11 protein-coding genes are annotated in these 13996 nt (G+C 56.0%); 1 reads left to right on the top strand and 10 read right to left on the bottom strand.

Features of this window, described 5'->3' with window-relative positions; all coding sequences use genetic code 11:
• Positions 1 to 156: 156 nt before the first annotated feature.
• The 3 genes from argJ to KHU29_RS14655 all read right to left on the bottom strand — a co-directional run bounded on the left by argJ (position 157) and on the right by KHU29_RS14655 (position 5571).
• On the bottom strand, positions 157 to 1395 hold the full coding sequence (gene argJ, locus KHU29_RS14645) for a bifunctional glutamate N-acetyltransferase/amino-acid acetyltransferase ArgJ (RefSeq protein WP_211453521.1): 1239 nt from the start codon (positions 1393 to 1395) through the stop codon (positions 157 to 159).
• 229 nt (positions 1396 to 1624) lie between these two features.
• On the bottom strand, positions 1625 to 4384 hold the full coding sequence (gene secA, locus KHU29_RS14650; RefSeq protein WP_211453522.1) for a preprotein translocase subunit SecA: 2760 nt from the start codon (positions 4382 to 4384) through the stop codon (positions 1625 to 1627).
• A gap of 233 nt (positions 4385 to 4617) precedes the next feature.
• Positions 4618 to 5571 carry a M23 family metallopeptidase gene (locus KHU29_RS14655; protein WP_211453523.1) on the bottom strand — a complete coding sequence of 318 codons (954 nt, stop codon included), beginning with the start codon at positions 5569 to 5571 and terminating at the stop codon, positions 4618 to 4620.
• Positions 5572 to 5724: 153 nt separating this feature from the next.
• Here KHU29_RS14655 and KHU29_RS14660 point away from each other — a divergent pair, with 153 nt between their 5' ends.
• Complete coding sequence (locus KHU29_RS14660; RefSeq protein WP_343216058.1) at positions 5725 to 6126, top strand: hypothetical protein; 402 nt, start codon at positions 5725 to 5727, stop codon at positions 6124 to 6126.
• 75 nt (positions 6127 to 6201) lie between these two features.
• Here KHU29_RS14660 and lpxC read toward each other — a convergent pair whose 3' ends face one another.
• The 7 genes from lpxC to murC form a co-directional block, all read right to left on the bottom strand.
• Entirely contained in the window at positions 6202 to 7137 is a 936-nt protein-coding gene (lpxC, locus tag KHU29_RS14665; RefSeq protein WP_211453525.1) for a UDP-3-O-acyl-N-acetylglucosamine deacetylase, read from the bottom strand.
• A 151-nt stretch (positions 7138 to 7288) separates the two neighbouring features.
• Complete coding sequence (locus KHU29_RS14670) at positions 7289 to 7795, bottom strand: peroxiredoxin (RefSeq protein ID WP_211453526.1); 507 nt, start codon at positions 7793 to 7795, stop codon at positions 7289 to 7291.
• Between the two features lie 374 nt (positions 7796 to 8169).
• Entirely contained in the window at positions 8170 to 9345 is a 1176-nt protein-coding gene (gene ftsZ / locus KHU29_RS14675; RefSeq protein WP_211453527.1) for a cell division protein FtsZ, read from the bottom strand.
• 143 nt (positions 9346 to 9488) lie between these two features.
• A complete protein-coding gene (ftsA, locus tag KHU29_RS14680) occupies positions 9489 to 10721 on the bottom strand; it encodes a cell division protein FtsA (RefSeq protein ID WP_092415167.1) in 1233 nt (410 codons plus the stop codon).
• 10 nt (positions 10722 to 10731) lie between these two features.
• Positions 10732 to 11499 (bottom strand): cell division protein FtsQ/DivIB, encoded by a 768-nt coding sequence (locus KHU29_RS14685; RefSeq protein ID WP_211453528.1) that lies wholly within the window; start codon positions 11497 to 11499, stop codon positions 10732 to 10734.
• An 84-nt stretch (positions 11500 to 11583) separates the two neighbouring features.
• Positions 11584 to 12570 carry a D-alanine--D-alanine ligase gene (locus tag KHU29_RS14690; RefSeq protein ID WP_211453529.1) on the bottom strand — a complete coding sequence of 329 codons (987 nt, stop codon included), beginning with the start codon at positions 12568 to 12570 and terminating at the stop codon, positions 11584 to 11586.
• A 14-nt stretch (positions 12571 to 12584) separates the two neighbouring features.
• Positions 12585 to 13991, bottom strand: a complete 1407-nt coding sequence (murC, locus tag KHU29_RS14695; protein WP_211453531.1) for a UDP-N-acetylmuramate--L-alanine ligase — start codon at positions 13989 to 13991, stop codon at positions 12585 to 12587.
• Positions 13992 to 13996: the final 5 nt, after the last annotated feature.

Consider the following 13996-nt stretch of genomic DNA (forward strand, 5'->3'; position numbering starts at 1 on the left):
CTGAGGAAGGTCGATAGCGTTGATAGCAGATGGAATGATTGCCTCATTCTGACGCAAAGCAAAACGATGCTGGATGAATATTATTTGTCGGAACAGATTTGACGCCCTGGCCGAAAGCCGGCCAAGGTATCAGGGGTTCTTCGACAAGCTACCGCCTCAAGAACGATAGTCAGCGTTAATCGACACATAGTCATGCGATAAATCACAAGTCCAGATGGTCGCCGCCGCATCGCCACGCGCCAGTTGCACCCGTACCGTAATTTCGCTTTGCTTCATTACGCGCTGACCGTCAGCTTCCTGGTATTCGGGATTGCGGCCGCCATTTTTGGCAACCAGCACGTCATCCAGATACATATCCAGTTTACTGACATCCAGATCATCGACACCGGCATAGCCGATCGCCGCCAAAATCCGTCCGAGATTCGGATCGGAGGCGAAGAATGCTGTCTTGACCAGCGGTGAGTGGGCGATCGAATAGGCGATCTTGCGGCATTCGGCAACATCCCGCCCTTGCTCCACGGTGACCGTGATGAACTTGGTGGCGCCCTCGCCATCCCGAATGATCATTTGCGCCAGATGCTGCGAAATATCGGTGACAGCGGCTGCCAGCTCCGCATATTCCGGACTGTCGACGCTATTGACTTCCAGTTCGCCGGCACCGGTGGCGATCAGCATGAACGAGTCGTTGGTCGAGGTATCGCCGTCGATAGTAATGCAATTGAACGAGCGGTCGGCAGCTTGCCGTACCATCTGCTCCAGAACCGGTTGCGCCACTTTTGCGTCGATAGCGAGGAAACCGAGCATGGTTGCCATATTCGGCTTGATCATGCCCGCACCCTTGCTGATGCCCGACAGCGTCACCGTTTTGCCGGCGATCGTCAGGCGGCGCGAAGCGGCCTTCGGCTGGGTATCGGTGGTCATGATGGACTCGGCGGCATTAAACCAGTTATCGCTCTTCAGGTTGCGGATAGCTTGCGGCAAACCGGCAGTAACGCGCTCCACCGGCAGCGGCTCCAGGATCACCCCGGTCGAGAACGGCAATATCTGCGCCGCATGACAGTCCAGCAATTCCGCCAATGCGTCGCAAGTGGCATTGGCTGCGGCCAGGCCGGCCTCACCGGTGCCAGCGTTGGCGTTGCCGGTATTGATCAGCAACGCACGGATCGGCTCGCCGGAAATCTCGGCAGCTGCCAAATGCGCCTTGCTCACTTGCACCGGTGCGGCGCAAAACCGATTTTGCGTGAACACCCCGGCCACCGTCGCCGTCGGCGCCAGTTTCATTACCAGCAAGTCCTTGCGATTCGCTTTACGCACGCCGGCCTCGGCGTGACCAAGTTCGATGCCGGCTACAGGCAGCAAGTCGGCGGCGACAGGAATAGGGGAATTGACGGCCATGAGAATCCTTAATAAATAAGATTGCGAAACGGAACGTAGGGTGGGCACATTGTGCCCACGCGTTAAGCTAATACGGCGATAACCGGAGTATACGATGACACCGGCGTTCCCGCGTGGGCACAATGTGCCCACCCTACAAAAACTGTTAAATTTGAAAGCATAAGCAAAAGGGCGGGTTTCCCCGCCCTGCTTTAGCTATTGCTTGTTACCTGCTGCCGATCACTCCCGATTACATCAGTTGACCATGGCATTGCTTGTATTTCTTGCCACTACCGCAAGGACAAGGGTCGTTACGGCCGACTTTCGGTACCGCATTGCCCTGCTGGTGCGACTCTTCGCTATGCGCGGTTGGTGCCAGCAATGCTTCCGGCGCTGCATTTGGATCGAAATCAGCGTGTTGATAATGCACATTTTCAACGTGGGATTGCGCCAGCTCTTCTTCTACCGCCGCAATTTCTTCACGGTTTTCGATGCGCACTGTCATCACCACCTTGACCACTTCATTCTTGATCAGATCCAGCATCTGGCCGAACAATTCAAACGCCTCGCGCTTGTATTCCTGCTTCGGATTCTTTTGTGCGTAACCGCGCAGATGAATCCCCTGGCGCAGATGGTCCAGCGCTGCCAGATGTTCGCGCCAATGGCTGTCGACGCTTTGCAGCATGACGCTGCGCTCGAAACCGGCGAACGATTCCTTGCCGACGATTTCAGTCTTCGCGTCATAGGTAGTATTAGCCGCCGTCAGCACACGCTCCAGCAGTTCCTCGTCGGTCAGGTTCGGCTCCGATTTCAGCATCTCACCGAGCGGCACTTCCAGATGCAGGTCGTTGGCCAGGGCCGTTTCCAACGCGGGAATATTCCACTGCTCTTCGAGCGACTCTTCCGGCACATAGGTGCGGAAAGTATCATCCAGCACGCCTTCTCGCAATGATGCGACGGTTTCGGAAACGCCTTGCGATTCCAACAGCTCATTACGCTGTTGATAGATCACTTTGCGCTGATCGTTGGCGACATCGTCATATTCCAGCAGCTGCTTACGGATATCGAAGTTACGCGCCTCTACCTTGCGCTGCGCCGATTCAATCGAGCGCGATACGATACCAGCCTCGATCGGCTCGCCTTCCGGCATTTTCAGACGATCCATGATCGCGCGCACACGATCGCCGGCGAAGATGCGCAGCAAAGCGTCATCCAGCGACAGATAGAAACGCGAAGAGCCTGGATCACCCTGGCGCGCGGCACGGCCACGCAACTGGTTATCCACCCGGCGCGATTCGTGACGCTCGGTACCGATGATATGCAAACCGCCCGAATTGACCACATGGTCGTGCAGCGATTGCCATTCATCGCGCAACTTGTCGGAGCGCAGTTGTTTTTCAGTTTCGCTGAGCGCCGCGTCTGCTTCGATGAACTGGATTTGCTTCTCGACATTTCCGCCCAACACGATGTCGGTACCGCGACCCGCCATGTTGGTAGCGATAGTGATCGCTTGCGGACGGCCCGCCTGTGCAATGATTTCCGCTTCACGCGCATGCTGCTTGGCGTTCAGCACATTGTGCGGCAGCTTGGCCTTAGCCAGAATCCCCGCCAGCAATTCCGAGTTTTCGATCGAGGTCGTACCCACCAGCACCGGCTGCCCACGCTCGTAGCAATCCTGAATATCCTTCAGCATCGCATTATATTTTTCCTGCGCAGTCTTGTAGACCTGATCCTGCCGGTCCTTACGCTGATTCGGCCGGTTTTGCGGAATCACCACGGTTTCCAGACCGTAGATTTCCTGGAATTCGTACGCTTCGGTATCGGCGGTACCGGTCATGCCGGCCAGCTTGCCATACATGCGGAAGTAATTCTGGAACGTAATCGAGGCCAGAGTCTGGTTCTCGTTCTGGATCTTGACGCCTTCCTTGGCTTCAACCGCCTGGTGCAAGCCGTCCGACCAGCGACGGCCAGTCATCATGCGGCCGGTGAATTCATCGACAATGACGATTTCGCCATTTTGCACCACGTAGTGCTGGTCCTTGAAGTACAGGGAGTGGGCGCGCAGTGCGGCGTACAGGTGATGGATCAGGCTGATGTTGGCGGCGTCGTACAACGATGCGCCTTCTGCCAGCAAGCCCATGTTGGTGAGGATCTGCTCAGCCTTTTCGTGGCCGGCTTCCGTCAGCAGGACCTGATGGGCTTTTTCATCCTTGGTGTAATCGCCGGGCACTTCAATCTTGCCCTTGCCGTCCGGCGTTTCTTCGCCGATTTGCTGGATCAGCATTGGCGGCACTTCATTGATCTTGTAATACAGATCGGTATGATTTTCAGCCTGGCCGGAAATGATCAGCGGGGTACGCGCTTCGTCGATCAGGATCGAGTCGACTTCATCGACGATAGCGAAATTCAGGGCGCGCTGCACGCGGTCGGCGGCGTCGTACACCATGTTGTCGCGCAGATAGTCGAAACCGAATTCGTTGTTGGTGCCATAGGTGATATCAGCAGAGTAAGCAACTTGCTTGGCATCGTGCTCAACCGACGACAGGTTGACGCCGGTAGTCAGGCCGAGCCAGCCATACAGGCGCCCCATCCATTCCGCATCGCGCTGCGCCAGGTAATCATTGACGGTCACCACGTGCACACCCTTGCCGGTCAGTGCATTCAGGTACGCTGGCAAGGTCGCCATCAGCGTCTTGCCTTCGCCGGTACCCATTTCGGCAATTTTTCCGTAATGCAATACCATGCCGCCGATCAGCTGGACATCGAAGTGACGCATTTTCAAGACCCGCTTACCGGCTTCGCGGCAAACCGCAAATGCTTCCGGCAACAAAGCGTCGAGCTTTTCACCGCCGGCAATGCGCTGCTTCAGCTCCGGCGTTTTAGCCTGCAGCTCAGCATCGGACAGTTTTTCGAATGCCGGTTCAAGCGCATTAATTTGTCGGACGACTTTTTTATATTGTTTGAGCAGGCGCTGGTTGCGGCTACCGAAAATCTGGGTCAGTAATGACATGCTTGGATTCTAAAAAAAGCGCCGGCGGCATTCCGTGGCATCTTGTGAATGGACACGAAACCGGGCTGTGGCTAAATAAATAATCGGAGAATTTTATCATGCAGTCCCCGACACATTGGGGTTATGCACCAGGAAACAATAGCAAGTTGCGCAAATTGTGCCGTATTGGCTGTCGCATTGACACTCGCATTGACCTTATTCCTGGCAATACTGCTTGCATTACAACAACATCCTTACTTTCCTGCCAATATTGCCGCCTTCGCCAGATCGGTGCCGGCATTCAAGAACTTGCGCGGATCCTGCGCCACGCCTTTGATTCTTACCTCGAAATGCAAATGTGGCCCGGTGGAGCGTCCGGTAGTGCCGATATCGGCAATATGCTGGCCGCGCTGCACAATGTCGCCCACTTTAACGAACAGCCTCGACGCGTGCGCATAGCGGGTAATGATGTCGTTACCGTGATCGATATCGAGCATGTTGCCGTATTGCGGATGATACTCGGCAGCAATCACCACCCCCCCGGCAGCAGCAACAATAGCGGTGCCGACCGATGCTGGAAAATCCAGCCCTTCATGAAATGCGCTACGGCCGGTAAACGGATCGAGCCGCCAGCCGAAGCTCGATGAATTGTAGTTGACGTTAACCGGCTGGTTGGTTGGCAGCAGCTTGGATTTGATGCGGTCGCTCATCAGCACGGTTTCAACCACATTCAGATAATCGGCGCGATAACCGACATCGCGCGACATGGCGTCCAGCGCTTGCTGGAACTCGCTCATGCTCATGTCGTGAGAGCGCCTGTCGTACAGGCTGCTGGATTCGGCGCCACCGCGTCCGGGCGCCTCCTTGAAATTGAATTCTTCCGGCTTGACGCCTGCCAGGCCCTGAACCCGCTCGCCCAGCGCATCCAGGCGCATCAGCTGCGCCTGCATTTCACCGAGCTTGATCGCCATCGCCGCCAGATTTTCTTTCAGGTATTTATCTTTATCCTGCAATCCGGCAGCAGAGCTGCTGGCTGCCTTGCCGACAAACGGCAGACCGACCGCGTAGCGGGCCGTGAGGAAATACAGCAATCCGGTCGCCAGCAATACCGCCAGTAGAAAGGCCGCGATCATCAAGCTGATATGCCTGGCGCCTAAAGTGATGGATTTTGCGCGATTAAAACGCGGGTGCAACAGAATTACCTGCATTGCAACTCCGGTGACGCCATAAATAGGTCACAGGTGTGATAAGGTTTCACCATCATGCGTAGACTCTCACCTTCTTCTTACCGGCCAGCGACAACGGGTTCCAGGCCTCAGACTCAAAAAGCCGCTACCGATTTTTTACGGGGAAATGACAAGATGGCGGCATTGCTACCCGCTGTCACACGCATGGCGGCATTGCAAAAGCAAATTGCCGCCGAATTGCCTGCCATGTTCAGTACCTGCGAAGTATTGCAATGCGAAGCCGGGCAACTGGTACTGTCAGCGCCCAACGCAGCCCTTGCAAGCAAATTGAAGCAGCAACTGCCACGCTTGCAAAACCAATTGCTAGCAGGAAATTGGCAGATTAATGCAATCCGAATCAAAGTGCAAGTAAGCCAAAACCTAACGAAAGCGCCTGCAGTCAAGCAAGCCCTGCTTTCATCCAAAGCGGTTTCGGCATTCTCTTCGTTGATGGAAGAACTGGAACCATCAGCTGCAAATGAAGCACTGAAAAATGCTATCGCAGCGATGGTCAGACGCTATAGCGACAAAAAATAAATCATCAAGCCGCTATAGGCAAAGAAAAACGTCATCTTGCAAAAATGACATTATACACAAACACTTGGCAAAAAATCAATTCAGAGCCCACTCTTGCCCGACCTGGCGTTGGTAGGCACCCGGCGCCTCGGTCAATTCATCGAAGCTGACCACCTCATACGCATCCGGCTGAGCCAATAAAGCGCGCAACAACTGGTTATTCAATCCGTGGCCGGACTTGTGGGCGGTGTAACTGGCCAGCAGCGGATGACCGATCAGGTACAAATCGCCGATAGCATCCAGGATCTTGTGGCGGACGAACTCGTTTTCATAGCGCAAGCCGTCGCTGTTGAGAATCCGGTATTCATCCATCACGATCGCATTTTCCAGCGAGCCGCCGCGCGCCAGTCCCAGGCCGCGCATGGTTTCGACATCTTGCATGAAGCCGAAAGTACGCGCGCGCGCGATTTCCTTCACATACGATTGGACGCTGAAATCGACCTCGGCGGTCTGGCCGGTGCCATCCACCGCCGGGTGATTGAATTCGATAAAAAACTTGAGCTTGAAACCATTGCAAGGATCCAGCCGCGCCCATTTTTCGCGCGCGCCCTGGCCTTCGCGGACTTCAACCGTTTTTTTGATGCGGACAAATTTCTTGGCCGCGTTCTGCTCTTCCAGCCCGGCCTGCTGCAGCAAGAACACGAACGATGACGCCGAGCCGTCCATGATGGGAATTTCTTCGGCAGTGACATCGACATACAGATTATCAATGCCAAGCCCCGAGCAGGCAGACATCAAATGCTCGATGGTCGATACCCGCACCCCGTCCTTGACCAGCACCGAGGCCATTCGCGTATCACCGACTTCAGTGGCTTTCGCCGGGAAGTCGACGGCCGGGTCGATATCGACACGACGGAAAATGATCCCGGTGTCCACGGCGGCCGGACGCAGGGTCAGCTCGACCTTGGTGCCTGAGTGGACGCCAATGCCTGTCGTCTTGACAATTTTCTTGATGGTGCGTTGTTTCAACATGGTGACATTATAAATCTGGCTGATAATTATTTTGTAACGATGTGTAGCCACTGTGGGGTAAAAAACACGGCTTCATGTTTCTGCTTGCACAATTAAAAAGCGACGCTAGCCTTCGGACTAGCGCCGCCTTGTCTACAGCTTTGAATGCAGGTTAAGCCAGTTGCGCCAGCAGGGTTTCTGCATTGGACACTTCGAACTTGCCGCCTTGCTCAACGTTCAGCTGCGTGACCACGCCATCATCGATCAGCGCCGAGAAACGCTGCGAGCGCACGCCCATGCCGAACTTGCCGAAATCGGCGTCCAGGCCCAGCGCCTTGACGAAATCGGCATTGCCGTCAGCCAGCAAACGCACGATGCCGGTGGCTTTCTGATCACGGCCCCAGGCGCCCATCACGAACGCATCATTGACTGAAATCGCCCAGATTTCATCAACGCCCTTGGCCTTGAATTCCGCTGCGTGCTGGATATAGCCCGGCAGGTGCTTGGCGGAACAAGTCGGCGTGAAAGCGCCAGGTACCGCGAACAAGGCGATTTTCTTGCCTTTGACCAGATCGCTGACATTGAACGTATTGGGTCCAAGTGCGCAACCTTCGGTTTCGGTTTCGATGAATTCTGCTAATTTGCCTTCTGGCAGGCGATCGCCGGTCTTGATAGTCATGATTTATTCCTTGTCTAGGTAATGGAGCCTCTAAAAATGTGCAGCGCAACCTCGCGATATCTCAAAGAACTCCTGATGTGTCATTCCCGCGAACGCGGGAATCCATCTTAGCTGCAACGTTATGCAGTAACTTGGATCCCCGCGTTCGCGAGGATGACGAAGTTTTTTTGGAGCTTACCTCAAGCCACGCGACAAATTTTGAGAAATCCGGAATAGTGTTAATGGGCACTACAAAAGAAAACGCCGCGCCTGTCGACGCGGCGTGGAAACCGCAGTATGCCTTGTTCCGCAAATTCATGCAGAACCCGGAGGCTGATAGCAGGTATACGATCCCACCGTCAGCGCCGGTCAAAACAACCCGACCTTAATCGACCTTAGTCAGCCTGCTTGCGCAGGAAAGCCGGAATGTCGTAAGTTTCCATACCGTTCTTTTCCAAAGCCCGCACCGTATCGGAGGCCGACTCACGGCGCCATACCGCCGGCGCCTTCATGCCTTCGAACGAAGAGCTGCCATGCCCCACCGAAGCCTGGCCGTGCATCATCGGCTCGTTGTGGGTACCGGTACGCATCATTGGCGTCTGCACCAATTGCACCGACTTGCGCGCGCGGCCGAGACCGGTTGCCACCACGGTGACGCGGATATCGTCGCCCATGGTTTCATCGTAGGCAATCCCTTGGGCAATCGATGCATCCGGCGCCGCAAAAGCACGCACGGTTGCCATCACTTCCTTGATCTCCTTACCCTTCAGGCTGCGGCTGGCAGTAACGTTGACCAACACCCCGCGGGCGCCGGACAAATCGATGCCATCCAACAGCGGCGAAGCAACTGCCTGTTCCGCAGCCAGACGCGCGCGATCTACACCGTGCGCGGTAGCAGTACCCATCATCGCCTTGCCTTGTTCGCCCATGATGGTCTTGACGTCATTGAAGTCGACGTTGATATGACCAGGCACGTTGATGATTTCGGCGATCCCGGCAACTGCATTGTTGAGTACGTCGTCGGCGTGTTGCAGCCACTCCATCATGCTGTCGTCTTCATAAATCTCTTCGAGCTTTTCGTTGAGAATGATGATCAGCGAATCGACATGCTGGGACAATGCTTCCAGACCTTCATCGGCGATGTCCATGCACTTCTGGCCTTCGTAGGAGAATGGCTTCGACACCACCGCCACCGTCAGCGCGCCTTGTTCCTTGGCGATCTGCGCCACCACCGGTGCGGCACCGGTGCCGGTGCCGCCGCCCATGCCTGCGGCGATGAACACCATGTGCGCCCCGCGCAGCGCATCTTCGATGCGGCTACGCGATTCCTCGGCCAGCTGACGGCCAACCGACGGCTTCATACCGGCACCCAGGCCGGTCTCGCCGATCTGGATCACGTTATGCGCCTTCGATTGCTTGAGCGCCTGTGCATCAGTGTTAGCGGCAATGAACTCCACGCCGGACACACCCTTGTTGATCATATGTTGGACCGCATTACCGCCAGCGCCACCGACGCCGACGACTTTAATCACCGTGCCCAATGTTGCATTGTCAAGCATATCGATTTCCATGATATTTCCTCATAAAGATGCAGCATTCAGTCAATAGGCATCACGCTGTGTGAGACCTAGCAACTGACAACTGCGTGTTGCACAAACAACGTTAAAAACAAATCTCGTATTGAAAACGTATTAAAAGCCGAATTAAAACCGCATTAAAAATTACCCAGGAACCATTCCTTCATACGCTGCCAGATCGCCTTCGCCGAACCTTCCTGACGTGTCACGATGTAACCACGCAGGTATTGCTTTTTCGCTTCCAGCAACAAACCCAGCACAGTCGAATAGCGCGGGCTGCGCACCACGTCAGCCAACTGGCCGTGATACTCCGGCGTGCCCAGGCGCGCAGGCTTGAGGAAAATATCTTCCGCCAGCTCGATCATGCCGGGCATCATCGCCGAGCCGCCGGTCAACACCACACCGCTCGACAACACCTCTTCATATCCCGACTCGCGCACTACCTGGTGCACCAGCGCAAACAACTCCTCGACACGCGGTTCGATCACTGCCGCCAAAGCCTGGCGCGACAAGGTGCGTGGATTACGATCGCCCAGGCCAGGCACTTCCAGCGTTTCACCCGGGTCGGCCAGGATCTGTTTGGCCACGCCGTAACGCAGCTTGATTTCTTCCGCTTCATTGGTCGGCGTACGCAGCGCCATTGCGATGTCGTTGGTAATCTGGTCGCCGGCAATCGGGATCACCGCGGTATGCCGGATCGCGCCTTCAGTGAACACTGCAACGTCGGTAGTACCGCCACCGATATCAACCAGCACCACACCCAGCTCTTTCTCGTCGGATGTCAATACGGCGTCTGCCGATGCCAGCGGCTGCAAGGTCAGGTCCGACACTTCCAGTCCACAGCGCCGGATGCATTTGACGATGTTCTGTACCGCCGATACCGCACCGGTGACGATGTGCACTTTCACTTCCAGTCGGATGCCGCTCATGCCGATTGGTTCACGCACATCTTCCTGGCTATCGACAATAAATTCCTGCGGCACGGTATGCAGCAGTTGCTGGTCGGTAGGAATATTGACGGCCTTGGCCGTTTCTATAACGCGCGAGACATCGGCTGCGCTGACTTCCTTATCCTTGATCGCCACCATGCCGCTGGAATTGAAGCTGCGGATATGGCTGCCTGCGATCCCGGTGTAGACATTGCGGATCTTGCAGTCGGCCATCAGCTCAGCTTCTTCCAGCGCGCGCTGGATAGATTCGACGGTGGCTTCGATATTCACCACCACGCCTTTTTTCAACCCCTTGGATTCAGCCTGGCCCAGGCCGATGACTTCATGGCGCCCGTCGGACAATACCTCGGCAACCACGGCCACCACTTTGGAGGTACCGATGTCGAGACCGACGATCAAATTTTTTGCGTCTTTTGTCATAGTGTTTCGCTTATTTTTTCTTGCTTCCCAATCCGCTCGACAAGCCGCTCGCCTTCAGCGCCAAGCCATTCGGATACCGCATATCCACACTTTCAATCCGGTTCTGCAAACGCGACAGCAATTGCGGATAAATCTGCACCAGTCGTGCCACACGGTCTTTCAGCGTGTTCTTGTTCTGCTCTCGCCCCAACTCTACCGTCATGCCGTTGTCCAGCTTCACGGTCCATGCATAACGCGTCGATAAATCCACTTCGACCGGACTCAGCTTCAGCGGCGCAAACCATGCCCGAAAATCCGCCAGGCGCGCCGTTACATCCCTCTCGCTGCCTTTCGGACCCGACATGCGCAACAGCTCGCCGTCCTCTTCCGCTTCGTCCAGATTGGCGGTAAACAAATCGCCATATACCGACAGCAAACGGCCGTCATCGTCCCAGGTCGCCAGCGGCTGATGCTCTTCAATCGTCACGATCAGCGTGTTCGGCCACTCCCGCTGTACCGCCGCCTTGCGTACCCATGGCACCGATTCAAATGCAGTGCGCACCGTATCCAGGTTGGCGGTAAAAAAATTACCCCTGATGCGAGGCAGTGCGCTGGCCCTGACAATCAATGGATTGACGCGCCGCAGTTCACTCTGCGCGGCAGGTTCAATCCGAATCGTCTTCAGCGTAAACATCGGACGCTGCGCCAGCCACCAGACGCCAGACGCCAGCAATGCGAGCGCAGCCAGTCCCAGCAAGGTGCCGGAGATCGCGTTCAGCATTTTGATGTCTTGCCACATGGTTATCGACTTTATCGCTTGGATCGTTAGTTAATTTTTAAAATTGTTTCTTGCAATATTCATGCTTTCTTTTCCAAACCGGGATCAATCCGGCTTCCAGTCTTTAGACGGCTTCAATTCGAGCGAGGCCGACTTCAGTATTTCGACGCACAGATCTTCGTAACTGACACCGTCCGCCTTGGCCGCCATCGGCACCAGCGAATGGCCGGTCATGCCTGGCGAGGTATTTATCTCCAGCAGGAACGGCTCGTTATCCGATGAACGCAACATGAAATCGACTCGCGCCCAGCCCTCGCATCCAAGGGCGTTGAACGCCTGCACCGCCAGCGACTGTATGCGCTGTGTCAGTGCATCATCCAGCGGCGCCGGGCACAAATACTTGGTGTCGTCGGTAAAATATTTATGCTGATAATCGTAGTTACCTTCCGGTGCGCGAATCTCGACGATCGGCAAGGCGCGGGCGTTACGGCCGGCGCCCAGCACCGGCACCGTCAACTCGCGCCCGGTGATGAACTCTTCAGCCAGCACCGCCTCATCATATTTGGCGCACAGGGCAAAACCCTCGTTCATGTCGGAATACCCCGCGACCTTGCTGATGCCGATGGTCGATCCTTCATGCGGCGCTTTCAGCATCAGCGGCAAACCCAGCAAATCCGGCACCTGGCGCAACTCTTCCCGCGTCGCGCTGTGAGCATCCAGGACAATGAAACGCGGCGTCGGCAATGCCATGCTGTGCCAGACACGCTTGGTCATCACTTTGTCCATCGCAATCGCAGACGCCATCACGCCCGGACCGGTGTACGGAATGCCTAGCTGCTCCAGTGCGCCTTGCAGCGTGCCGTCTTCGCCGTAGCGGCCGTGCAAGGCGATGAACACGCGATCGAATTTTTCCGCCGCCAGTTCTGCCAGGCTACGCTCGCCCGGATCAAACGGATGGGCGTCGACACCTTGGCTTTTCAATGCCTGCAACACGCCGGCTCCAGACATAAGGGAAACTTCGCGCTCGGCCGAACGCCCGCCGAACAGCACGCCGACTTTTCCGAATTGATGACCTGTCATTTTTTTGCTCATGTCTATACTCTTGCCTATTGCTCTACCAGTTGCGCCAACTTGCCAGGTACTCCGCTAATCGAGCCGGCCCCCATCGTCATCACCACATCGCCGTCGCGGGCTATGTTCAGGATCGAAGCCGGCATATCGTTGATGTCTTCCACAAACACCAGTTCGGCCATGCCCGCAACCCGCAAGGCGTGCGCCAAAGCGCGGCCGTCGGCCGCCACGATCGGCGCTTCGCCGGCGGCGTACACTTCCGCCAGCACCAGCACGTCAACCGTCGACAGCACTTTTACAAAATCTTCAAACAGATCGCGGGTACGGGTGTAACGATGCGGCTGGAATACCAGCACCAGGCGGCGTCCCGGATAGGCCCCGCGCGCTGCCGAAATCGTCGCTGCGGTTTCCACCGGGTGATGACCGTAATCGTCAACCAGCGCAAACTCACCATTTGGCTTGCCGGCGGCATCCTGCAGTTTGATCTCGCCGTAGCGCGTGAAGCGCCGGCCAACGCCGTTAAATTCTGTCAACGCCTGCTGAATCGCGGTATCCGCAACACCGAGCTCACGCGCAATCGCAATCGCTGCACAGGCGTTCTGGACATTGTGCATGCCAGGCTGGTTGAGGCTGATCGGCATCGGCGCAAAACCTTTTTGAATCACCGTGAATTGCATGTGACCGGCCACTGCCTTGGCATCGATCGCGCGCACATCGGCATCTTCATGGAAACCGTAGGTAGTAATCAGCTTGGAAATCTGCGGCATGATTTCACGCACATTGGCATCATCCATGCACAACACCGCCACGCCATAAAACGGCAGGCGCTGGGTGAATTCGACAAAGGCCTGCTTCAGTTTGTTGAAATCGTGATCATAGGTATCCATATGATCTGCGTCGATATTGGTGATGACCTCAATCACCGGCGACAGATTCAGGAACGAAGCGTCCGATTCATCGGCTTCGGCTACGATAAAGTCGCCGGAACCCAGTTTAGCGTTGGCGCCAGCGCTGGTGAGGCGGCCGCCGATCACAAAAGTCGGATCCAGGCCGCCTTGCGCCAGCACACTCGCCACCAGGCTGGTGGTGGTGGTCTTGCCGTGCGTGCCGGCAATCGCGATGCCGCGCTTGAGGCGCATCAACTCTGCCAGCATGACTGCGCGCGGCACGATAGGAATATGCTTTTCACGCGCGGCAACCACTTCCGGGTTATCCGCTTGCACCGCAGTCGACGTGACGATCGCATGCGCCTGATCGATATTCGCGGCTGCATGTCCCTTGCTGATTTTGGCGCCCAAGCTTACCAATCGCCGAGTAGCCGCATTGCTGCCGAGATCGGAGCCAGAGATCGTGTAGCCGAGATTCAACAGCACCTCTGCGATGCCACTCATGCCGCTGCCGCCGATACCTACAAAATGGATATTCTTAACTTTATGTTTCATGATCG

Source organism: Collimonas antrihumi (assembly GCF_018304965.1).
GTDB classification, from domain to species: Bacteria; Pseudomonadota; Gammaproteobacteria; order Burkholderiales; family Burkholderiaceae_D; genus Collimonas; species Collimonas antrihumi.

What these genes read in the sequence shown, in the direction of transcription:
- argJ (WP_211453521.1), bottom strand. Translation starts at nt 1,395, where the DNA reads ATGGCCGTCAATTCCCCTATTCCTGTCGCCGCCGACTTGCTGCCTGTA.
- secA (WP_211453522.1), bottom strand. Translation starts at nt 4,384, where the DNA reads ATGTCATTACTGACCCAGATTTTCGGTAGCCGCAACCAGCGCCTGCTC.
- KHU29_RS14655 (WP_211453523.1), bottom strand. Translation starts at nt 5,571, where the DNA reads ATGCAGGTAATTCTGTTGCACCCGCGTTTTAATCGCGCAAAATCCATC.
- KHU29_RS14660 (WP_343216058.1), top strand. Translation starts at nt 5,725, where the DNA reads ATGGCGGCATTGCTACCCGCTGTCACACGCATGGCGGCATTGCAAAAG.
- lpxC (WP_211453525.1), bottom strand. Translation starts at nt 7,137, where the DNA reads ATGTTGAAACAACGCACCATCAAGAAAATTGTCAAGACGACAGGCATT.
- KHU29_RS14670 (WP_211453526.1), bottom strand. Translation starts at nt 7,795, where the DNA reads ATGACTATCAAGACCGGCGATCGCCTGCCAGAAGGCAAATTAGCAGAA.
- ftsZ (WP_211453527.1), bottom strand. Translation starts at nt 9,345, where the DNA reads ATGGAAATCGATATGCTTGACAATGCAACATTGGGCACGGTGATTAAA.
- ftsA (WP_092415167.1), bottom strand. Translation starts at nt 10,721, where the DNA reads ATGACAAAAGACGCAAAAAATTTGATCGTCGGTCTCGACATCGGTACC.
- KHU29_RS14685 (WP_211453528.1), bottom strand. Translation starts at nt 11,499, where the DNA reads ATGTGGCAAGACATCAAAATGCTGAACGCGATCTCCGGCACCTTGCTG.
- KHU29_RS14690 (WP_211453529.1), bottom strand. Translation starts at nt 12,570, where the DNA reads ATGAGCAAAAAAATGACAGGTCATCAATTCGGAAAAGTCGGCGTGCTG.
- murC (WP_211453531.1), bottom strand. Translation starts at nt 13,991, where the DNA reads ATGAAACATAAAGTTAAGAATATCCATTTTGTAGGTATCGGCGGCAGC.